This is a genomic window from Flavobacterium ammonificans (assembly GCF_020886115.1).
Classification (GTDB): domain Bacteria; phylum Bacteroidota; class Bacteroidia; order Flavobacteriales; family Flavobacteriaceae; genus Flavobacterium; species Flavobacterium ammonificans.
In genome coordinates this window covers 2,333,959-2,355,137 of the sequence record NZ_AP025185.1, presented here as the reverse complement: position 1 = coordinate 2,355,137, position 21,179 = coordinate 2,333,959, and the positions used below count along the sequence as shown (strand labels likewise).

The 21,179-nt window shown below is 34.4% G+C and carries 18 protein-coding genes; 9 read left to right on the top strand and 9 right to left on the bottom strand.

Features of this window, described 5'->3' with window-relative positions; all coding sequences use genetic code 11:
* Nucleotides 1-53: 53 nt before the first annotated feature.
* Nucleotides 54-602, bottom strand: coding sequence for a PepSY-associated TM helix domain-containing protein (locus LPC20_RS10495; protein WP_229325185.1), 549 nt, complete (start codon nucleotides 600-602; stop codon nucleotides 54-56).
* Nucleotides 603-653: 51 nt separating this feature from the next.
* Complete coding sequence (locus tag LPC20_RS10490) at nucleotides 654-3,059, bottom strand: TonB-dependent receptor (RefSeq protein WP_229325180.1); 2,406 nt, start codon at nucleotides 3,057-3,059, stop codon at nucleotides 654-656.
* 312 nt (nucleotides 3,060-3,371) lie between these two features.
* On the opposite strand from LPC20_RS10490, the gene katG reads away from it, so the two are divergent.
* Nucleotides 3,372-5,678, top strand: coding sequence for a catalase/peroxidase HPI (gene katG, locus LPC20_RS10485; protein ID WP_229325179.1), 2,307 nt, complete (start codon nucleotides 3,372-3,374; stop codon nucleotides 5,676-5,678).
* 73 nt (nucleotides 5,679-5,751) lie between these two features.
* Here katG and LPC20_RS10480 read toward each other — a convergent pair whose 3' ends face one another.
* Nucleotides 5,752-6,225 (bottom strand): DUF6265 family protein, encoded by a 474-nt coding sequence (locus LPC20_RS10480; RefSeq protein WP_229325177.1) that lies wholly within the window; start codon nucleotides 6,223-6,225, stop codon nucleotides 5,752-5,754.
* 208 nt (nucleotides 6,226-6,433) lie between these two features.
* Between LPC20_RS10480 and prfA the strand changes: the two genes are divergently transcribed.
* From prfA to LPC20_RS10460, 4 genes are all read left to right on the top strand, one after another.
* On the top strand, nucleotides 6,434-7,510 hold the full coding sequence (gene prfA, locus LPC20_RS10475) for a peptide chain release factor 1 (RefSeq protein ID WP_229325175.1): 1,077 nt from the start codon (nucleotides 6,434-6,436) through the stop codon (nucleotides 7,508-7,510).
* A 186-nt stretch (nucleotides 7,511-7,696) separates the two neighbouring features.
* Complete coding sequence (gene pyrF / locus LPC20_RS10470) at nucleotides 7,697-8,509, top strand: orotidine-5'-phosphate decarboxylase (RefSeq protein ID WP_229325173.1); 813 nt, start codon at nucleotides 7,697-7,699, stop codon at nucleotides 8,507-8,509.
* A gap of 39 nt (nucleotides 8,510-8,548) precedes the next feature.
* On the top strand, nucleotides 8,549-9,334 hold the full coding sequence (locus LPC20_RS10465; protein WP_229325171.1) for an alpha/beta fold hydrolase: 786 nt from the start codon (nucleotides 8,549-8,551) through the stop codon (nucleotides 9,332-9,334).
* Nucleotides 9,335-9,654: 320 nt separating this feature from the next.
* Complete coding sequence (locus LPC20_RS10460; protein WP_229325169.1) at nucleotides 9,655-10,518, top strand: alpha/beta hydrolase; 864 nt, start codon at nucleotides 9,655-9,657, stop codon at nucleotides 10,516-10,518.
* A gap of 36 nt (nucleotides 10,519-10,554) precedes the next feature.
* Here the strand turns inward: LPC20_RS10460 and LPC20_RS10455 are convergent, their stop codons facing one another.
* The gene (locus LPC20_RS10455; RefSeq protein ID WP_229325167.1) at nucleotides 10,555-11,118 is read right to left on the bottom strand and encodes a DUF1543 domain-containing protein; all 564 of its coding nucleotides are present in this window, start codon (nucleotides 11,116-11,118) and stop codon (nucleotides 10,555-10,557) included.
* A 112-nt stretch (nucleotides 11,119-11,230) separates the two neighbouring features.
* Nucleotides 11,231-12,247 (bottom strand): glutamine synthetase beta-grasp domain-containing protein, encoded by a 1,017-nt coding sequence (locus LPC20_RS10450; protein ID WP_229325165.1) that lies wholly within the window; start codon nucleotides 12,245-12,247, stop codon nucleotides 11,231-11,233.
* A 256-nt stretch (nucleotides 12,248-12,503) separates the two neighbouring features.
* On the opposite strand from LPC20_RS10450, the gene LPC20_RS10445 reads away from it, so the two are divergent.
* The 4 genes from LPC20_RS10445 to LPC20_RS10430 all read left to right on the top strand — a co-directional run bounded on the left by LPC20_RS10445 (nucleotide 12,504) and on the right by LPC20_RS10430 (nucleotide 16,928).
* Nucleotides 12,504-14,693 carry a glutamine synthetase III family protein gene (locus tag LPC20_RS10445; RefSeq protein ID WP_229325163.1) on the top strand — a complete coding sequence of 730 codons (2,190 nt, stop codon included), beginning with the start codon at nucleotides 12,504-12,506 and terminating at the stop codon, nucleotides 14,691-14,693.
* Between the two features lie 167 nt (nucleotides 14,694-14,860).
* Nucleotides 14,861-16,039, top strand: coding sequence for an AIR synthase related protein (locus tag LPC20_RS10440; protein ID WP_229325161.1), 1,179 nt, complete (start codon nucleotides 14,861-14,863; stop codon nucleotides 16,037-16,039).
* Between the two features lie 52 nt (nucleotides 16,040-16,091).
* Nucleotides 16,092-16,448, top strand: a complete 357-nt coding sequence (locus tag LPC20_RS10435; protein ID WP_229325159.1) for a hypothetical protein — start codon at nucleotides 16,092-16,094, stop codon at nucleotides 16,446-16,448.
* Between the two features lie 33 nt (nucleotides 16,449-16,481).
* The gene (locus LPC20_RS10430; protein ID WP_229325157.1) at nucleotides 16,482-16,928 is read left to right on the top strand and encodes a hypothetical protein; all 447 of its coding nucleotides are present in this window, start codon (nucleotides 16,482-16,484) and stop codon (nucleotides 16,926-16,928) included.
* A 54-nt stretch (nucleotides 16,929-16,982) separates the two neighbouring features.
* On the opposite strand, the gene LPC20_RS10425 is transcribed toward LPC20_RS10430, so the two are convergent.
* From LPC20_RS10425 to LPC20_RS10410, 4 genes are read right to left on the bottom strand one after another with little or no spacing between them, the layout of a single operon-like run.
* A complete protein-coding gene (locus LPC20_RS10425) occupies nucleotides 16,983-18,191 on the bottom strand; it encodes a peptidylprolyl isomerase (RefSeq protein WP_229325155.1) in 1,209 nt (402 codons plus the stop codon).
* A 15-nt stretch (nucleotides 18,192-18,206) separates the two neighbouring features.
* On the bottom strand, nucleotides 18,207-19,325 hold the full coding sequence (locus LPC20_RS10420; protein WP_229325153.1) for a peptidylprolyl isomerase: 1,119 nt from the start codon (nucleotides 19,323-19,325) through the stop codon (nucleotides 18,207-18,209).
* A gap of 8 nt (nucleotides 19,326-19,333) precedes the next feature.
* Nucleotides 19,334-19,951 carry a gliding motility-associated peptidyl-prolyl isomerase GldI gene (gldI, locus tag LPC20_RS10415; protein ID WP_229325151.1) on the bottom strand — a complete coding sequence of 206 codons (618 nt, stop codon included), beginning with the start codon at nucleotides 19,949-19,951 and terminating at the stop codon, nucleotides 19,334-19,336.
* A 3-nt stretch (nucleotides 19,952-19,954) separates the two neighbouring features.
* Nucleotides 19,955-20,959: a DHH family phosphoesterase gene (locus LPC20_RS10410; RefSeq protein ID WP_229325149.1), complete on the bottom strand. Its 1,005-nt coding sequence runs from the start codon at nucleotides 20,957-20,959 to the stop codon at nucleotides 19,955-19,957.
* Nucleotides 20,960-21,179: the final 220 nt, after the last annotated feature.

The following is a 21,179-nucleotide window of genomic DNA, read 5'->3' as shown; positions in this document are numbered from 1 at the left end:
AAAAAAATCCCGTTCCAAATTTAGAACGGGATTTTTTTTGAATTAAATATAAATTAACCCAATAAAAACAAGAAAAGTAAAGGGAAAATAATTCCAGCAACGGCTAATTTCCATCCGCGTTGTTTCCAACTGAACTTTCCGGCTTTGACCATAATAGTTCCTGTTAAGGCAATGATAATTAGACTTATTGCAAATATATCCGAATAGTAAATCCAAAAGTTAGAGGTATTCTTGTGTAACTTCATTGTTTGACTTATGATTGGTGTTTTCAAAAACGAAATAATTTCTCCTTTACCCGTTTTTAAGTCAATTTCTACGTCTTGGTTTTCAAAAGACATTCTGAATTCTCCTTTTTTAACCATTTGGCGTTTTAATTTTCCTTCGATGCCTAATTTTTTGGCTAATTCCTCAGCATATTTTTCATTTATTTCGCTTTTAGCAGGTAATTGTACTTCAATAGCTTTGGTTTCCAAAGTGTATTTTTCTGGATGCCATACATCACGGTGATTCATTAATAATCCAGAAAAGGCAAAGGATACAATCAATCCAATATAAAAATACCCTAAATCTCTGTGTAAGTCTCTCCAATTAATTTTTTTCATAAACACTATTTTTTTGTTTTGTATAGACGAAGCTATTCAAGAAAGGTTTAATTAAAATTTATATTTTAAATTAGTTATGATTTGGCGTGGAGCAATTGGATTCACACTGTAATTCTCATGAACAGTATAATTTAATTCATTGGTGATATTAGAAAGTTTACATAAAATGCTCCATTTTTTATGCGAATATCCAGCAGAAATATCTACAGTTGTATATCCTTGCAACGGAATGTCTCTGTCATTAATTGTCACTGCACCTGTAGTTGTATTTACCACATATTGATCGTTCCATCCCCCAAAACGCTCTCCAATATAGTTTCCTATTGCCCCTAAAGAAACCCCTTTTAGTTTTCCTGATGGAATGTTGTAAAAGAAACTTAAATTAGCTGTATTTGCAGGAGTTTTAACTAATCTGTCGCCTTCAATAAAACCACCGTTCACTTTATTGGTTTTAGAATAACGGCTGTCGTTATAGCTGTATCCAGCTGCAATATTTAATCCGTCTATTGGTTTTGCATTAATGTCAATTTCAATTCCTTTACTTTTGGTTTCTCCATTCAACACTTTGATGGTAGTGTCCGTATTTTGAGTAATACCATCGGCTTTGAACTCGGCGGTTTGTGACAAATTGCTGTTGGTAATTTGATACACTGTAACATTAGTACTCAAGATTCCATTCCAAAAATCTTTTTTAATTCCTATTTCATATTGATCAATAATCGATGCTTCAATAGGTTTTAAATCAGCTGTAGTGCCAGTATTTGGTGTAAACGAATTAGAATAGCTTGCAAATACTGACGAATTTTTATCAGGTTGATAGATGAATCCAATTTTTGGCGAAAACGCTTTGTCTTGTAGTCGAATCCCTTTTGTAATACTAACCGGATTTGTAGTTAATTTATATGTTGCAGCTTGTGCTTCTTGCCAAGACCAACGGATTCCTGCCAACATCTTGAATTTTTCGGTAAACGATATTAAATCTTGAGCATAAATTCCAAAACGGTTGGTTGTTGTAATTGCTTTTTGGGTATTGGCTGCATTGGGTTCAGCTGTAGTTTGATTATTTGGATTGAAAGTAAAAACATTAATGGTGTCATAATATACAGGTGAGAAAACAAAAGTATTTGCTGTAGCTACTGAATTTTCATAATCGATTCCCGAAAAGGTTTGGTGTTTAATTTTTCCAGTAGTAAAACAACCTTGCAGACTTAATTGCTCTCCCAAAATTTCTTCTAAGTTTTTATTTTGTCCTAATGGACGACTCCAAGTGCCGTTTGGATTGTTAATTTGAATACGTTCAGTTCCTTTCCATTCACGATCATAATTTTGGTAGGATGAATTGAAATTGAGTTTCCAATTTTTATTAAACGAATGATTCAAGAGGGCAGATGCACTAGCGGTTTTCGTATTTCCGTTTGACCATACCGCACCATAATACTTTCCTCTTGGTACATCATAAATTTGCTTTCCAATTATAATTGTACCAAAATCGGGAGTCCAATTATCATTCATAAAATCGCCTTGTAAGGTTATTTGCGTTTTAGGACTTAGATTCAATAAAAACGATGGGTTGATGTAATAGCGTTCTCTTTGTACTACCTCTCTAAAATTTTCCGAATTTTCATAAGAAGCATTCAATCGGTACGCAATCCATTTATTTAAAGGTCCGTAAAAATCAATTGAAGGCTTGTAAAACGAATAACTTCCTGATTGTATTGCCACTTCGCCCCCTTTTTTGAAGGATGGAGTTTTGGTAACCAAATTTAGAATTCCTCCAGGAGAAACATTACCGTATAATAAAGCCGAACCCCCTTTTAAAAATTCCACTTTGTCCAAAGAAGACACTTCGGGAATGGATCCTGCATTGTAGCGAAATCCATTTTTGAGCATATTATTTGCCGACATATCATAGCCTCTAGACCAAAAGGATTCTTGTGTTCCTCCACGAGCTGATCCTACATAGACACCGTTTGCGTTTTTTATTACTTCGCTCAATCGAATAGCTTGTTGTTGCATAATAACTTCATTGTCTATAGTTTGCATGCTTTGCGGAATATCCATTGGCTTTAAACCAGAACGAACAGTACTTATTTTTCTTTTATTCGGACTTTCTTTTATAACGATAATAATTTCTCTTAATGTCTCCATTTGTTCCTCTAAAGTAAAGGTAACTTTGGTAGTTTCATTCGCAAACACTTTAACATCTTGGGTTTGTTTTTTCAGGCCTTCAGCTTCTATGGTAATAGTGTGCAAACCAACCGGAAAATTTTCAAAATGAAACCTTCCTATAACATCTGTTTTGGAAATTGACGCTTTCTTACCCAATCGAATTGAAACACCGGAAAGTGGTAAGCCGTCTTTAGAAATTATGTTTCCTTCAATCGAACCTGTTTCTTGTGCATAGCTAACAAAACAAGTGAGCAGGGCGATAATAAAAATGTATATTTGTTTTTTCATAATTGTTTATTTAGATTAAATAAATATAATAATGCAAATATAAGAACGATATTTGAATTGTTAAAGTTTATTTAGATTAAATCTTAATAAAATAATATTTGGATTTTAAAGTGTTGTAAATAAGATATTTAAATTTAACTTTAATTTTTAATAACATAAAATTCACCGATACAATTATAGATATCAATAATTGATCTATTTTGTTTCTATAAGTTTTTACTATGATTATATAATAAATATCATTAGGCTTTTAGTAATTCAAATGAATAATAACACCAACTTTGAAATATCTAATCTTTAAATATTTACAATATGAAAAAAGTATTTTTACTAACAAGCTTATTTGTTGCCAGTATAAGTATGGCGCAAGAAGCTACTTGTCCAGTTACAGGTAAAACAGCCAGTAGTGCTAAAGAATCAGCTGCTTATGACAAGCACGGTTCAATGTCTGCTGCGCATGGGGCTCCTGCTGAAAAAGGAAGTGCACAAGTTAATAAAAACAAAGAATGGTGGCCTAATCAATTGAATTTAGACTTATTACGCCAAAATTCAAGTATGTCAAATCCAATGGGAGCTGACTTTGATTACAATAAAGAGTTCAAAAAACTAGATTATGCAGCATTGAAGAACGATTTGCGTAATTTAATGACAGATTCACAAGATTGGTGGCCTGCTGATTTTGGTCATTATGGCGGGTTGTTCATTCGTATGGCTTGGCATAGTGCAGGTACTTACCGTTCAGGAGACGGACGTGGAGGTTCTCGTGCAGGTCAACAACGTTTCGCGCCTTTAAACAGTTGGCCGGATAATGGCAACTTGGATAAAGCTCGTCGTTTGTTATGGCCAATCAAACAGAAATATGGAAACAAAATTTCTTGGGCGGATTTGATGATCTTAACAGGAAATGTAGCTTTAGAATCTATGGGATTCAAAACTTTTGGTTTTGCTGGAGGTAGAGCCGATGTTTGGGAACCAGAATCTAATGTGTATTGGGGATCTGAAACTAAATGGTTAGATGACAAGCGTTATTCTGAAGGAAGAAAGTTAGAATCTCCATTAGCAGCGGTGCAAATGGGACTGATTTATGTGAATCCAGAGGGACCTAATGGGAATCCTGATCCAGTTTTGGCAGCGAAAGATATTAGAGAAACATTCGGAAGAATGGGAATGAATGATGAAGAGACTGTTGCATTAATTGCTGGAGGACACACTTTAGGAAAAACACACGGTGCTGGTGACGCAAAACACGTTGGTAATGCACCAGAAGCTGGAACAATTGAAGAGCAAGGTTTTGGATGGAAGAGCGATTACAAATCGGGTAAAGGGACTGATGCTATCACTTCTGGTTTAGAAGTTACTTGGACATCAACTCCAGCGAAATGGAGTCATGATTACTTAACTTTTTTGTTTAAGTACGATTGGGAGTTGACTACAAGTCCTGCAGGAGCTAAGCAATGGATTGCTAAGACGAATGATAAAATTATTCCAGATGCATTTGATAAAAATAAAATGCACAAACCGTATATGTTAACAACGGATTTATCATTGCGATATGATCCAATTTATGAGAAAATTTCAAAACGTTTCTTAGAAGATCAAAATGCTTTTAATGATGCATTTGCACGTGCTTGGTTCAAATTGACTCACCGTGATATGGGACCTAAAACTACCTATTTAGGACCTGAAGCACCTACTGAAGATTTAATCTGGCAAGATCCAATTCCTGCTTTGAATCATGAAGTAGTAAATGATAAAGACATAAAAGCATTGAAAGCTGAGATTGCAAAATCAGGTTTGTCAATTAGTGAATTAGTATCTACTGCTTGGGCTTCAGCGTCAACTTACCGTGGATCGGATAGAAGAGGAGGAGCAAATGGAGCAAGAATTCGTTTAGAGCCACAAAAAAACTGGGCTGCTAACAACCCTAAACAATTGAATAAAGTGTTGCCAGTTCTTGAAAACATTCAGAAAAATTTCAATGCTAAAAATGCTACTAGAAAAATTTCAATGGCTGATTTAATTGTTCTTTCTGGTGTGTATGCTGTTGAAACGGCTGCTAAAAATGCAGGACATGCGGTAAATGTTCCTTTTACAGCTGGCAGAATGGATGCTACTCAAGAACAAACGGATGTAAAAGGAATGGCTGTTTTAGAGCCAACTGCTGATGGTTTCCGTAATTATTTGAAAACAAAATATACGGTAGCTACAGAAGCATTATTGGTAGATAAAGCTCAGTTATTAACGTTGACAGCTCCAGAAATGACTGTTTTAGTTGGTGGTTTGCGTGCGTTAAATGCTAATTATGACGGTTCTAAACACGGTGTTTTCACTACAGAAAAAGACAAGTTAACGAATGATTTCTTTACTAATCTTTTAGATATTAACACAGTTTGGACTGCAGTTAATGACGAAAAAGAAGTATTTGAAGGAAAAGATAGAACTTCGGGTGCAGCAAAATGGACTGCTACACGTGCTGACTTGATTTTTGGGTCTAATTCTGAGTTGAGAGCTTTAGCTGAAGTGTACGGAAGTAATGATGCTAAAGGAAAATTCGTAAATGATTTCGTAGCAGCATGGAATAAAGTAATGATGCTTGACTTTTTTACTGCTAAAAAATAAGCAAATAAAGATAGATTAGAAAAGCCGTTCCAATTATTGGGACGGCTTTTTGCATTTAGTTAGTTTAACTATATTAATTGCTTTTCGTCATTTTAAATTGTTCGGATACTATTTTTTTAGCTTGTTTTCCTGAAACGGAAATAGTAATTCCTGATTTTGAGTTGCGTTGGTATTTGATTTTTTGAGGATAATCATTTTGGAGGTTCTCAAAAATCAATTCATTCTCTGTTTCTGAAAGTAAAGGGAATAGAATGGGTTTGTCATTGTTTTGGCCTTTGATGGAGGTTTCATACACTAATTCGCCCTCTGTTTCTTTTAAAATAATATTTTCAAAATGTAATGTATCTTCTTCTTTGATGTAATAAGAAGTTGCAATCAAGGTACTATCGTTGGGTTGGCTCCAATTTTCAGCTATAATTCCTTCTTCGGATGTGTTTTTCCATTGACCTAAAAGCCATTGAGATGCTCTTATTTTTTCGTTTTTTGAGTTGTTAGTGCACGAAAATAGCAATAGGCATATTGATAAAAAAAGAAAGACTTGACGCATTTTGATAAATTTAAAAGGGTTGTTGAAACGAATACAATATTAAGGAAAAGATTTGAATTAGCCCAGATGATAGCGGCATCCTGTAGCGGCGGGGTTCGCCGATACAGATATAGCGTACAGCTGGAACTAGCTCCTAAAAAATCTGAAATTCAGAAATTAATTCTGCAATCTTTTTTGTATTTTTGCCGTCCAATAAAGGAAAAATAAGATGTTAGATAGACTTCAAATAGTAAAGCAACGTTTCGATGAGATTTCGGATTTGATTATTCAACCTGATGTAATTTCAGATCAGAAGCGTTATGTGCAATTGAATCAAGAATATAAAGGATTGAAAGCCTTGGCCGAGAAACGCGACGAGTATGTTTTGTTAATGGCTAATATTGATGAAGCCAACGAAATAATTTCGGATGGATCTGATGCTGAAATGGTAGAAATGGCCAAAATGCAATTAGACGAAGCTAAAGAGCGTTTGCCAGAACTAGAAGAAGAAATCAAATTCATGTTGATCCCTAAAGATCCTGAAGATGCTAAAAATGTAATGGTAGAGGTTCGTGCTGGAACTGGTGGAGACGAAGCGAGTATTTTTGCAGGAGATTTGTTCCGTATGTACACTAAATATTGTGAGGGTAGAGGCTGGAGAACATCGGTTGTAGATATGAACGAAGGAACTTCTGGTGGATTTAAAGAGGTTATTTTTGAAGTCACTGGAGAAGATGTATATGGAACTTTGAAGTTTGAAGCAGGAGTTCACCGTGTGCAACGTGTACCACAAACTGAAACACAAGGGCGTGTACACACATCGGCAGCAACAGTAATGGTGTTACCAGAAGCGGAAGAGTTTGATGTGCAAATTGATATGAATGATGTTCGTGTGGATTTCTTCTGTTCTTCAGGGCCTGGTGGTCAATCGGTAAATACGACTAAATCAGCCGTTCGTTTGACACACATTCCAACTGGATTGGTAGCACAATGTCAAGATCAGAAATCGCAACATAAAAATAAAGATAAGGCGTTAACGGTTTTACGCTCTCGTTTGTACGAAATGGAATTGGCTAAGAAACAAGAAGAAGATGCGTCTAAGCGTACTTCTCAAGTAAGTTCAGGTGACCGTTCAGCTAAAATTCGTACCTATAATTATGCGCAAGGTCGTGTAACGGATCACCGTATTGGGTTGACGTTATATGATTTGGGTAACATTATGAATGGCGATATTCAGAAAATTGTTGACGAATTGCAATTGGTAAACAATACTGAGAAACTGAAAGAAGCTAGCGAAGTTTTTTAGTCTTTTTGGTTTGCCACAGATTAAAGGATAAAGATAATTTTAAAATTATCTCTGATAATCAAAATAATAAATATTAAGTTTAGAATAAATCAAATGCCATACTAGAATTAAGTTTGGCATTTTTTTTTAAAACATATCGCGAACTTTGCGAAAAACTTTGCGAACTTTGCGTTTAAACACACAACAATGACAACACAACAATTAATTGATCAAATTCAACTCAAAAAATCATTCCTATGTGTAGGTTTGGATGTGGATTTGAATAAGATTCCGCAGCATTTATTAGAAACTGAAGATCCGATTTTTGAATTCAACAAAGCCATTATTGATGCGACTCATGATTTGGCAGTTTCGTATAAACCCAACACCGCTTTTTATGAAGCTTATGGAATTAAAGGTTGGTTGTCGTTAGAAAAAACAATTCGTTATATCAACGAAAACTACCCAGCTATTTTCACCATTGCCGATGCTAAAAGAGGCGATATTGGGAATACGTCTACGATGTATGCCAAAGCATTTTTTGAAGATTTGAATTTTGATTCGGTTACTGTGGCTCCCTATATGGGTAAAGATTCGGTAGAACCATTTTTAGCATTCGAAGACAAACATACAATTATGTTGGCCTTGACTTCTAACGAAGGAGCGTTTGATTTTCAAACGTTGAATGTGAATGGAACTGAATTGTACAAACAAGTTTTGGAAACATCCAAATCTTGGAAAAACAGTCACAATTTGATGTATGTTGTGGGTGCAACCAAAGCAGAATATTTTACAGAGATTAGAAAAATAGTTCCGGACAGTTTCTTGTTAGTTCCTGGAGTAGGAGCGCAAGGAGGAAGCCTATCTGAGGTTTGTAAATACGGAATGAATGCTAATGTGGGATTGTTGATTAATTCGTCGAGAGCGATTATTTATGCTTCAAATGGAATTGATTTTGCTGAAAAAGCAAGAGCTGAAGCCTTACAAATGCAGCAAGAAATGATGGCTATTTTGAGTTAAGCTATTTTTTTATTTCTATATTTACAAAAAAATAGATCCTTGATTAATTTTACCATTTACGAAAATAAAGATAGCGACCAATGGGTGACTTTTGTCCATGGGGCTGGTGGCAGTTCGTCTATATGGTTCAAACAAATTCGTGATTTTCAAAAAGAATATAATGTATTGTTGTTGGATTTACGTGGTCATGGAGCTTCTCAAACCAACTTGAAAAAGGCATTCAAACAAAAATATACTTTTTCGGCACTTGCCAATGACATTCTAGAAGTATTGGATCATTTACGAATACAGAAATCACATTTCGTAGGAATTTCATTGGGTACAATTTTAATTCGTCAATTGGCTGAAATGTACCCAGAACGCGTGCAAAGTATGATTATGGGTGGTGCTATTCTTAAAATGAATTTCCGTTCTCAAATTTTAATGTTTGTGGGAAATATTTTTAAGTATATATTACCTTATTTGGTATTGTATCGCTTTTTTGCTTTTGTGATAATGCCTAATAAAAATCACAAGCAATCTCGAATTCTGTTTATAAACGAAGCAAAAAAATTGTACCAAAAAGAATTCATTAAATGGTTCAAATTAACTGCCGAAATTAATCCGGTTTTGCGATGGTTTCGCCAAGTAGAATTGAATATCCCTACTTTGTATGTAATGGGAGAAGAAGATTATATGTTTTTACCTTCCGTGCGTAAAGTAGTGCAAAGTCATTACCGAAGTTCTCAACTATGTGTAATTCAGAATTCAGGACATGTTGTTAATGTAGAGCAACCTAATGTGTTTAATGCTAAAGTACTTTCCTTTATTAAGGTTAATCGATAAATAAAAAATGCCGATTACTCCCCAAAGTAATCGGCATTTAAAAAACTAACCAAAACCAATATAATAAATAACCAGTTTATTATATCAACAAAGATCATATAACATTGACTACTATTGTGTTAACTTTTTGTTATTTGTTTGTTGGTGTTTCGTTAAGTTTTTTAATTTCTTAATCGGATGTTACTCTCTTTTTTAGAATTAGTAATCAATGGTACTTTCTCTTTTAAAAATAGTGTAAATTGCAGTTCAAAATTTTCATATTGCTATACTGCTTTTTGAATTTTTTGGAAAGGTCTAATCTAAAACCTAAATTAAATAAGATGAAAAAAATCTATTTATTCCTTTTATTATGTTTGCTTAATGTGATTGTATCCCATGCTGCTGTGGTAGATACGCTTCAAATACCAAGTTTGGCAATGAATAAAACTTATAAAGCAGCAGTAGTTTTGCCTAATGTGTATGCTAAATCTAAAACCAATTTTCCGGTTCTCTATTTATTACATGGAGCGTATGGTCATTTTTCTGATTGGTTGTCCAAAACTCCAAATAAATCGTTAATTCAAAATTTATCAGATCAATATAATATTATTATAGTGATGCCCGAAGGTGAAACCTTTAGTTTTTATTTGGATAGTCCAGTAAATAAGGGGAGCCAGTTTGAAACATATATCACTCAAGAGGTAATTCAAAAAATTGATGCTAGCTACAGAACAATTAAAGATAAAAAAGGACGTGTAATTACGGGGCTTTCTATGGGAGGACATGGTGCTCTATCGCTTGCAACAAAGCATCCTGATTTATTTTGTGCCGCAGGAAGTATGAGTGGAGTTGCCGATATGAGTACGATGTTAAATAGAGAACCTAAAGACGGTATTTTAAAATTGATTGAACCTGTTTTTGGAATCAATCCTTCCCCTGATCTATTTAGTTCCAATGCTGTCTTAGGAATGGTAGATAAAATGAAAAACAACCAACTCCCTTTAATTTTAGATTGTGGTGTGGATGATTTTTTAATTGAAACCAACCGTGAATTACATCGCCGATTGGTGTATCAAAAAGTGCCTCACGATTATACGGAACGTCCAGGTGCACATACATGGGAATATTGGGAAAATGCATTGCCTTATCATGTTTTGTTTTTCGATAAAATTCTTAGAGGCAATCAACAATCTATTGTAAAATAAAAAAAAAAGACCTTTCACTGAAAGGTCTTTTTAATTTTATACAATCTTGTCTATTTTTAAATAGCCAATATGCTGAACATCTTCTGGTAAAGGAACTTCTGTTGGAGTTATTTTTAAAGAATAATGGTCTTTAAAAATGGGAGCTAAAATATCTGCTACATTATAAATTTCGTCTACATCAATTCCGTACTTATCGTCAATATGAGAGGTGGCACCTTCAAAACTATAGTGTTTGTAAAAAGTAGTTGCTTTGGCAACTTTTGAGGCTAACCCTAGACTTTCGGCAACTGCTAGTGTTTTATAATGGTATTCTTCAAATTCATTTTCTTTGTACCCTCCTAGATTTATAAAGAATAATTGGTCTTTAGTTGTTGATGCATTTTTAGGTTCGATAGTTATCGAAAAACCATCTACAGTTGTAACTTCGCGCCATGCATCGATATGAATTTTGCCTTTGGCTTCAGGCCAAAAAGATTTCATGTGCGGCACTAATTCTTTGAGAGAATTTCCTATACCGAAAAATATATCGTGTTGTTCTGTAAAACGGCCTTTGGGAGTACATCCCAGCATAACCATATATAATTTTAGTGCATTTGTCATAAAAACAAAAATAAGGTTTTTATAAGATTTTAAAAGACAGGAGTTTGAAAATTTAGCACAAAAAAAAGTGCCTTCTTTTGAAAGGCACTTTTTTAATATAATTGGAAATAGATTACAAAGCCGATTTAACAGTTTTGATAATTCTAGCAGCAATTTTGTATGGGTCTCCGTTTGAAGCCGGTCTTCTATCTTCTAACCAACCTTTCCAACCTTTTTGAACAGTGATTAATGGAATACGAATTGAAGCTCCTCTATCAGATACTCCGTATGAGAAATCGTGGATTGAAGCAGTTTCGTGTTTACCTGTTAAACGTAAGTCGTTGTAAGCACCATAAACAGCTATGTGTTCTTTGGTAACAGGACGGAAAGCCTCGCAGATTCTTTCATAAGTAGCTTGATCTCCACAAGTTCTTAAAACAGTATTGGAGAAGTTAGCGTGCATACCAGAACCATTCCAATCAGTGTCACCAAGAGGTTTTGGGTGGTATTCAATATAGTAACCGTATTTTTCTGTCAAACGATCTAATAAGTATCTAGCAACCCAAATTTCATCACCTGCCTTTTTAGCTCCTTTAGCAAACAATTGGAATTCCCATTGTCCACAAGCTACTTCTTGGTTAATTCCTTCGAAGTTAATTCCAGCAGCAATACATAAATCAGCATGCTCTTCAACTAATTTTCTTCCGTGAGTATTTTTTCCACCAACAGAACAGTAGTACATACCTTGTGGTGCAGGGTAACCTCCAACAGGGAATCCTAAAGGCAATAACGTTTTAGTATCCATGATGAAATATTCTTGTTCAAAACCAAACCAGAAATCGTCATCTTCGTCGTCGATAGTTGCTCTACCATTAGAAGGATGCGGCGTACCGTCAGCATACATAACTTCTGACATAACTAAATAGCCATTAACACGCGTTGGATCTGGATAAATAGCAACAGGAACTAAAAGACAATCTGAAGAACCACCTTCAGCTTGCTTGGTTGACGAACCGTCAAAAGACCAATTGCTTAGTTCAGCTAAAGTTCCTTGAAAATTCTCGTGTTCTTCAACTTTTGTTTTACTTCTTAAGTTCTGTGTTGGTTCGTATCCATCTAACCAAAGGTATTCTAATTTAATTTTTGCCATGATAATCTGATTTAAATGTGTTGTTCTAAAGTAGATGCAAATTTAATTATTTTTTTTAAGTGGTAAAAAAAAAGGGGGTGTTTTTTATTTTTTAAATATATACTTTTCACATAACCTCAATTTAGTGGGGGGTATATTTTAAAAAATATAATTTTATATGGCAATAAAATATAAATTCGCAATTGTATCACTTAAATTATATTATTATATTTGCTATGTAAGTGAAAAAGAATTCTCATTACTTAAAATTATAAACATGTCAACACTACGTTTTCAAGCGCTTAGAGAAGCATCTACTCGAAAGCCTTTCCAATTTGAAGAAGCTGAAAAAAAATCAGTAATTTTTGGTTCCAATGTATTTAATTCCAAAGCAATGAAGCAGTATTTAACTTCAGAAGCTTATAAAGCGGTGCAAGGAGCAATTCAACACGGCACTAAAATAGACAGAAAAATAGCTGATTATGTAGCTATGGGAATGAAAGAATGGGCTTTGTCTAAAGGAGTAACTCATTATACGCATTGGTTCCAACCTTTAACAGGGACTACTGCTGAAAAGCATGATGCTTTTTTTGAAACTTCATACGATGGAAGTGATCCTGTCGAAAAGTTTGGTGGTTCGCAATTGGTACAACAAGAACCAGATGCGTCTAGTTTTCCTAACGGCGGAATTAGAAATACTTTTGAAGCGAGAGGATATACCGCCTGGGATCCAACTTCACCAGCTTTTATTTTTGGAACTACGTTATGTATACCAACTGTTTTTATCTCTTACACGGGAGAAGCATTGGATTATAAAACACCTTTGTTACGAGCATTAACCGTTATGGATGATGCGGCCACTGAGGTGTGTAAGTATTTTGATAAGAATGTAAAAAAAGTTACTGCTACTTTAGGGTGGGAGCAAGAATATTTTTTAATTGATCGTTCTCTGGCTAAATCTCGCCCGGATTTGATGATGACAGGTAGAACTTTATTAGGACACACATCTGCTAAAGGTCAGCAATTGGATGACCACTATTTTGGATCTATTCCAACTCGTGCGTTAACTTATATGAGAGATTTGGAACAAGAATGTATGTTGCTTGGAATTCCAGTTAAAACACGTCATAATGAAGTGGCGCCAAACCAATTTGAATTGGCACCAATTTTTGAAGAAACTAATTTGGCTGTCGATCACAACTGTTTGTTAATGGATGTGATGGAAAAAGTAGCCGAACGTCATGATTTTAAAGTACTATTTCATGAAAAACCTTTTAAAGGCGTGAATGGCTCTGGAAAACATAACAACTGGTCATTGGCTACCGATACGGGTGTTAATTTATTGAGTCCAAGTAAAACTCCAATGAGTAATTTGCAGTTTTTAACTTTCTTTATCAATACTATTAAAGCGGTAAACGATAATGAATCATTACTAAGAGCTTCTATCGCTTCAGCAAGTAACGATCACAGACTTGGTGCTAATGAGGCTCCACCAGCAATTATTTCAGTATTTATTGGTGATTCTTTGACTAAAGTTTTAGCTGAGTTAGAAGGAGTTACTACAGGAAAATTATCTCCTGAAGAAAAAACTGATTTAAAATTGAATGTTGTGGGTAAAATTCCTGACTTAATGTTGGATAATACCGATAGAAATAGAACGTCACCATTTGCCTTTACTGGAAATAAGTTTGAATTTAGAGCGGTGGGATCGTCTGCTAATTGTTCCAATGCGATGACTACCTTAAATGCTATTGTAGCAAAACAATTGCGACAATTTAAAATTGAGGTAGATACCTTGATTGAGGAAAAAGGCATGAAAAAAGACGATGCTATTTTTAATGTATTAAGAGAATATATCAAACAGTCTAAGAAAATCTTGTTTGAGGGAGATGGATACAGTGAAGCTTGGGAAAAAGAAGCGGCTAAAAGAGGTTTGAGTAATTTCAAAACAACTCCAGAAGCCTTAAAAGCGAGAGCATCGAAGCAATCATTAGATTTATTTTCTGAATTAGGAATTATGAATCATATCGAAGTTGAGGCACGATACGAAATTGAATTGGAAGAGTATACTAAAAAAATCCAAATTGAGGGTCGAGTTTTAGGAGATATTGCTCGCAACCATGTGATTCCGACGGCTATTCGTTACCAAAATAATTTGATTGAGAATGTACGCGGATTGAAAGAAATTTTCGGGAAAGATTTCGAAAGTGTTTCGAAAGAACAAATCTCGATTATCAAACAAATTTCGGCGCATATCGAAGGAATCAATACTAAGGTAGAAGAGATGACCAACGAAAGAAAAAAAGCGAACCAGTTATCAGATGCTCAAGCTATGGCTGAAGCCTATTGTAATAAAGTTAAACCTTATTTTGATGTCATTAGAAACCATTGTGATAAGTTGGAATTATTAGTTGATAATGAATTATGGACATTGACTAAATACAGAGAGCTGTTGTTTACCAAATAATTATTTTCAGTACTATTTTAAGAAAAGCCGTTTCATTGAAGCGGCTTTTTTATGGAATGATAAATAGAAAAATTACACTCAATTTCTGCTTAGGCAAAAGCCAAAAAAATAATTATCTTTGCCCAAAATACATTTTGCCGAAAGGCAGACGACACACAACTAACTACATGAGTTCAGATACTTCAAAAAGATATGCACAACGCGGTGTTTCGGCATCCAAAGAAGATGTGCATAATGCAATTAAAAATATAGATAAAGGTTTGTTTCCTCAAGCTTTTTGTAAAATCGTTCCGGATTACTTAACCCAAGATGAAAATTACTGTTTGATTATGCACGCTGATGGAGCGGGTACTAAATCGTCTTTGGCTTATATGTATTGGAAAGAAACGGGCGATATTTCAGTTTGGAAAGGCATTGCGCAAGATGCGTTGATTATGAATATTGACGACTTGTTGTGTGTGGGAGCGACCGATAATATTTTACTTTCTTCTACTATTGGAAGAAATAAAAATCTAATTACTGCTGAGGTAATTTCGGCCATTATCAATGGAACAGAAGAATTGATCAAAGAATTGGATTCTTTTGGAGTTACAATTCATTCTACAGGTGGTGAAACGGCTGATGTAGGGGATTTAGTTCGAACTATTATTGTAGATTCAACAGTTACGGCAAGAATGCCAAGAGCCAAAGTAATTGACAATGCCAATATTCAAGCAGGTGATGTAATTGTAGGTTTAGCCTCTTTTGGACAAGCCACTTACGAGAAAAGTTACAATGGCGGAATGGGAAGTAATGGTTTGACTTCGGCACGTCACGATGTGTTTGGCAACTATTTGGCACAAAAATACCCAGAGAGTTTTGACGCTGCAGTTCCTAAAGAATTAATTTATTCAGGTCAAGTAAACTTAACTGACGCGGTGGAAAATTCACCAATTGATGCTGGTCAATTAGTGCTTTCGCCAACAAGAACCTATGCGCCAATTATCAAGAAAATTTTAGATAACTATTCTTCAAAAGAGATCCACGGAATGGTGCATTGCAGTGGTGGAGCGCAAACTAAAATTTTACATTTTGTAAATAATCTACACATAATAAAAGACAATTTGTTTCCGGTACCACCTTTGTTTCAATTGATTCAAGAGCAATCCAAAACAGATTGGAAAGAAATGTACCAAGTTTTCAACTGTGGTCACCGAATGGAATTGTATGTTCCAGAAGCAGTAGCTCAAGATATTATAGCGATTTCAAAATCGTTTAATGTAGATGCCCAAATTGTGGGTAGAGTGGAAGCTTCAGATACTAAAAAATTGACGATTTCTAGCGAATACGGTACTTTTGAGTACTAATCTTAGTTTCTCATTTCTAAACTAATAAAACACAAACTTTTAAACTATTTAAATGTACGAATTAGTATTTTGGCAATATCAGGAGGGATTTTACTTGAACCATCAATTGGTATACGAATCATTGGTAGAACAAGAAATGGTGGAGGGTTTAGAAGAACTTCCAGTAACTGTGATATTAAATCGTATTGGCAGTGTTTTTTCTAGTTGGGAAAAAGTAGACGATAATAGTTGGAAAAATCCAAATGGAAAAGGCGCTTTTCAGGTAAAGACAACTTCGCAAAGTATTCAGATTGACTGTTATGGAACCGAAGGAAAAACAATGGAATTATTAGCTGCTACGATGGAAGAATTCAAATGTCCATGTTACGATCCTCAAGTTCCGATTCGTTTTGACGAGATGAATGAATAGCCTTAATAAAGGTGTAAAAACAATATTTTAATTATGAAAATCAATCTAAAAAACGGAATCGATAAGTTGCTTTTTGGTATGAAACAAAAAGATGTGGAAGCAATTTATGGGAAACCTGACCGCAATTACAAAGACGAAGATGAGAATCAAATTTTGGTATACAATAAACTAAAATCACGTTTAACGTTCTACCAAGAGGAAGATTTTAAATTGGGATATATTGTAGCTTCTGGCGCTGATTTGGAATTATTTGGGAATACGATTATCGGTAAAAAGATATCTGAAGTTAAGAATGATTTGGTAGCAAAAAATATTACCAAATTCACTCAAGAAGAATTTGATACGTTTGAAAACTATTTCAACGAAGAAAATTGGATTATTTTTCAAACTGAATTTGAAGAAGTAGTTAAGTTTGAAATCGGAGCCATCATTAATGCGAAAGATGAGTTTGATTGGAAATTTGGAAAGCAATTTATATAAAATGCAATAAAAAAATCCTCAACATTGTTGAGGATTTTTTTATTACTAGATCAATTATTTTTTTGCAACAGGAGCTTTGTCTGTAATTTCCAATTCAAAAACTAAATTGGTATTGGGCGGAATGACACCTCCAGCACCTCTTTCGCCATATCCTAATTTAGAAGGAAGGAACAATAGTATTCTATCTCCTATATTCATCAAGCTTAATCCTTCTAAAAACCCAGGAATCATTCCATCTTTCTTACCTGCCTGAAAAGGAAAACCTTGGTAGCCATTTTGATCAGCGCGTGTTTGATTGAATTGTCCATAAGCTTTTGCTACGTCTTCGAAGTTAGTGTCAAATACAGTACCATCTTCAAAATACCCTGCATATTTAAAATAAATAGTACTTCCATCCACAGGCTTTACATCAGATCCTTTTTGTAAAAGAGCATATTGTAATCCTGAAGCTGTTGTTGTAGCTGTTGCTTTTGTAGCTGCTAAAAATGCAGCCTTTTCTTTGATAACTGGACCATATTTTTCCAGATAAACCCTTTTGTTTTCTGCTTGAATGGCAGCTTGTTTGGCTTTGTTTTCAGCGTCAATTGCGGCTTGTTTTTTAGCGTCTTCTGCTTTGTTGGCATAATAATCTGAGAAGATTTTAACAGCATTAAATTTAGTAGCCAAAATCCCTTTTCTAGCGATGGTTACTTTAAGTATAACGTCATTTTGTTCTATTTTGTTTACAACCTCCATACCTTGTGTAACATGACCAAAAACAGTGTGAACACCATCTAACCAAGGGGTGTCTTTATGTGTAATAAAAAACTGACTACCGTTAGAAGCGGGACCAGAATTGGCCATTGAAAGAATACCTCCTTTATCGTGTTTTAAATCAGTAAATTCATCTTTAAAAGCATAGCCAGGACCACCTGACCCATTGCCAGCAGGATCGCCCCCTTGAATCATGAAATCTTTAAGTACTCGGTGGAATTTCAACCCATCATAAAATGGTTTTCCTTTTAATTTTTCATTTGTTACAAAAGGATTTTTACCTTCTGCTAAGCTTATAAAATTTGCAACAGTAACTGGAGTTTTTTGGTATTCCAATTGGACAACTATAGTTCCTTTAGTAGTAACAATATTGGCAAAAATTCCAACTATTGATTTTGGTGCAGCTACTTGAGAAATAGCTGGTTTTTTAGTTGGTAGTCCTTTTTTAAATTTTTGTGCTTGCACACTGATGATTCCTAATAATAAGAATGCTATTAATTTTAATTTCATTTCTTTATAATTTAATTATTGTGCTTTTACTAACTCAATTTCAAAAATAAGATTCGCATTAGGTGGAATTACTCCTCCTGCACCTGACTCTCCGTATCCTAATTTTGATGGGATAAATATGACTGCTTTATCTCCGAAAGAAAGTTGCTCAATTCCTTCAATAAAACCAGGAATCATACCATCTTTTTTACCCGCTTGAAAAGGAATAGGTTGGTAGCCGTTTTGAGCTGCTCTATTAGGATCAAAAGTACCAAAGGTTTTGCACACACCATCGATACTGCTGTCAAACAATGTCCCATTTTCTAAAAAACCAGCATAATGAATAAAAATTCCAGTTCCAACCTTAGGTTTAGCTCCTCCACTTTTTTTAGTGATAACAAATTCTAAGCCTGATTTAGTTTTAGTTGCTTTGGCTTTCAGTGCAGCAAAGTATTTTACTTTAGCATCAATGACGGTTTTGTACTTTTCATTAAAGATACGTTTGTTTTCAGCATCAATTGCGGCTTGTTTTTTTTGGTTTTCGGCTTCTGTAATAAAATAATTGTGAAACACTTTAACCGCATCAAACTTTTTAGCGGCATCTCCATTACGAATAATGGTTACTTTACTCATGTAATCATCTTGAAGAATTTTGTTTACGGCTTCCATTCCATTACCTACTACATGACCAAAAATAGTATGCTTTCCATCTAGCCAAGGTGTTTCAAGATGCGTTATAAAAAACTGACTGCTATTAGTAGCTGGACCGTTATTCGCCATGGCTAAAACACCTGCTTTATCAAATCGAGCGTCTGTGATTTCATCTTTGAATTTATAACCTGCATCACCAGAACCTGTTCCTATTGGATCTCCTCCCTGAATCATAAAGTTTTCAATCACTCTGTGAAATTTCAATCCATCATAAAAAGGTCGGTTTTTGATGTTTTCATTGGTAACAAATTCATTTTTACCTTCCGCTAGTGTTACAAAGTTAGCAACTGTAATGGGCGCTTTTTCATAATCTAATTGAACAATGATTTCTCCTTTATTAGTTTCAATTTTGGCAAATAAGCCATCTGGTAAATTATTGTTATCCTCTTTACAAGAATATAACGAGACAATTAAAGCTAAAGCTAATAGAACTCTTTTTTTCATTTCAAATATTAGTTAGTTACAGAATCATTTTGAATTTTCGAAACTGGATTAGTAGTGGCTTTCATTTTTTTATCATAATCAACTTCCGACATAAAATCACGGAGGGTAACAATACATAATAGAGGTTTGTTAGTTCCAATTTTGTTATTATCTCCATGATATCCGTATGCGATATGCGACGTAAATAGAAAGTTTATCTTTTCCTTACGGTGCATTAATTTAATTCCCTCTCGAAGCCCAGCCATGATGTTTTGTTTATCAACAAAATAAGTTTGAGGCCCCAATTCGTTTTTGGAATAAATAATTCGCCCTTTTAAATCTTTAACTTCATAGTCAAATAAAGCCACATCGCCTTTTTTAGGAGTTAAGCTATCTTTTGTATTTACTGTTGCGTAAGCATACCAATAGCCTTTAGGCGAGGCAATAAATTTCACTTTTTTGTTTTGACGAATTACTCTAGCAATTTCAGCTTCTTCTCCTGCAATTAATTTTTTATTTCGATCCACAGATTCTTTCATAAATGAACCGGAGCTTTGCGAAATAGGTTTTCTTGCTACTTGGCTCTTTTGGCAACTAGAAAGCACAAAAAGAATAGTTATTGCTGATGTATAGATAAATTTTCTCATGATTTAGACGGCTAAGTTTTTGACTAATTCTTCAAATTTTCGAATAGTGTCTTCCATCGAATTTTCTGATTTTCCTCCAGCTGCATTGATATGTCCTCCTCCATTGAAATGATCTCTAGAAAATTGATTGACATCAAAATCTCCTTGAGAACGAAACGATATTTTAATAATTTTTTCGTCTTTATTTTCAATAAAAATAGCAGAAAAAATAATTCCTTTGATACTTAACCCGTAATTAACAATTCCTTCTGTATCTCCTTTTATATGGTCAAAGGAATCCAATTCATCTTGCGTCAAATAGGTATATGCTGTTTTATGCTCAGTAAATACTTTCATATTTTGTAATGCACGACCTAAAATTTGCAAACGCCCAAAAGAACTGTTGTCAAAAAGTAAATTGGGAATTTCAGTATTTTTAACTCCTAACTCTATCAATTCTGCAATGATTCTATGAGTAGTCCCTGTTGTTTTCGGAAAACGGAACGAACCTGAATCGGTTAAAATTCCAGTATAAATACAAGTTCCTATGGTTTGATCAATATCAGCTTTTTTACCTAAAAACGAAATGAAGTTGTACACCATTTCACAGGTTGAACCAAAATTGGTGTCAGAATAAGTGTAAGTAGCATAATCATGTGGAAATTGATGGTGGTCAATCATGATATACGGAGCTGAAAGTTGGTTCAACACATTTTCCATTTCTCCAGTACGATGCAAAGCATTAAAGTCAAGGGTAAAAATGATTTCAGCTTCTTGCAAAATTTGGGTGCAAACCGCTTTGTCTTTTTCGAATACTTTAACCGAATTAGCTCCCGGAAGCCACTCTAAAAAGTAAGGCATTTCATTAGGTGAAATTACAGTAGGTTGGTGGTTGTTTTTAAGTAAAAAATGGTATAAACCTAAAGTAGATCCCATAGCATCACCATCAGGACCACGGTGTGGAATTATCGCAATTTTTTTCGGACTAGATAATAGTTCCTGAATGGCTTGAATGTCTTCTTTTTTCATAGAATGCGAAATTACATTTTTTTAATTTAAACGGAAAATCATTTAAATAATTAACCTATTATTCACAATTCTAGAAGTCTAATCGAAAGTAGTTTTATAGTTTAAAATTTGGACTTTAGTGCTTTTCACTTCTAGCTTCTAAAAATTGTACCACCGCAAATTCGCAAATTTTTCAGATTACAAATGTTTTTAAATTTGCGAATTTGCGGTAAAAATTTAA

Coding starts and splice junctions, on each gene's coding strand:
- LPC20_RS10450 (WP_229325165.1), bottom strand. CDS start 12,247: ATGGCAAAAATTAAATTAGAATACCTTTGGTTAGATGGATACGAACCA.
- LPC20_RS10435 (WP_229325159.1), top strand. CDS start 16,092: ATGTACGAATTAGTATTTTGGCAATATCAGGAGGGATTTTACTTGAAC.
- LPC20_RS10445 (WP_229325163.1), top strand. CDS start 12,504: ATGTCAACACTACGTTTTCAAGCGCTTAGAGAAGCATCTACTCGAAAG.
- pyrF (WP_229325173.1), top strand. CDS start 7,697: ATGACAACACAACAATTAATTGATCAAATTCAACTCAAAAAATCATTC.
- gldI (WP_229325151.1), bottom strand. CDS start 19,951: ATGAGAAAATTTATCTATACATCAGCAATAACTATTCTTTTTGTGCTT.
- LPC20_RS10460 (WP_229325169.1), top strand. CDS start 9,655: ATGAAAAAAATCTATTTATTCCTTTTATTATGTTTGCTTAATGTGATT.
- LPC20_RS10420 (WP_229325153.1), bottom strand. CDS start 19,325: ATGAAAAAAAGAGTTCTATTAGCTTTAGCTTTAATTGTCTCGTTATAT.
- LPC20_RS10455 (WP_229325167.1), bottom strand. CDS start 11,118: ATGACAAATGCACTAAAATTATATATGGTTATGCTGGGATGTACTCCC.
- LPC20_RS10495 (WP_229325185.1), bottom strand. CDS start 602: ATGAAAAAAATTAATTGGAGAGACTTACACAGAGATTTAGGGTATTTT.
- LPC20_RS10410 (WP_229325149.1), bottom strand. CDS start 20,959: ATGAAAAAAGAAGACATTCAAGCCATTCAGGAACTATTATCTAGTCCG.
- prfA (WP_229325175.1), top strand. CDS start 6,434: ATGTTAGATAGACTTCAAATAGTAAAGCAACGTTTCGATGAGATTTCG.
- LPC20_RS10440 (WP_229325161.1), top strand. CDS start 14,861: ATGAGTTCAGATACTTCAAAAAGATATGCACAACGCGGTGTTTCGGCA.
- LPC20_RS10490 (WP_229325180.1), bottom strand. CDS start 3,059: ATGAAAAAACAAATATACATTTTTATTATCGCCCTGCTCACTTGTTTT.
- LPC20_RS10480 (WP_229325177.1), bottom strand. CDS start 6,225: ATGCGTCAAGTCTTTCTTTTTTTATCAATATGCCTATTGCTATTTTCG.
- katG (WP_229325179.1), top strand. CDS start 3,372: ATGAAAAAAGTATTTTTACTAACAAGCTTATTTGTTGCCAGTATAAGT.
- LPC20_RS10425 (WP_229325155.1), bottom strand. CDS start 18,191: ATGAAATTAAAATTAATAGCATTCTTATTATTAGGAATCATCAGTGTG.
- LPC20_RS10430 (WP_229325157.1), top strand. CDS start 16,482: ATGAAAATCAATCTAAAAAACGGAATCGATAAGTTGCTTTTTGGTATG.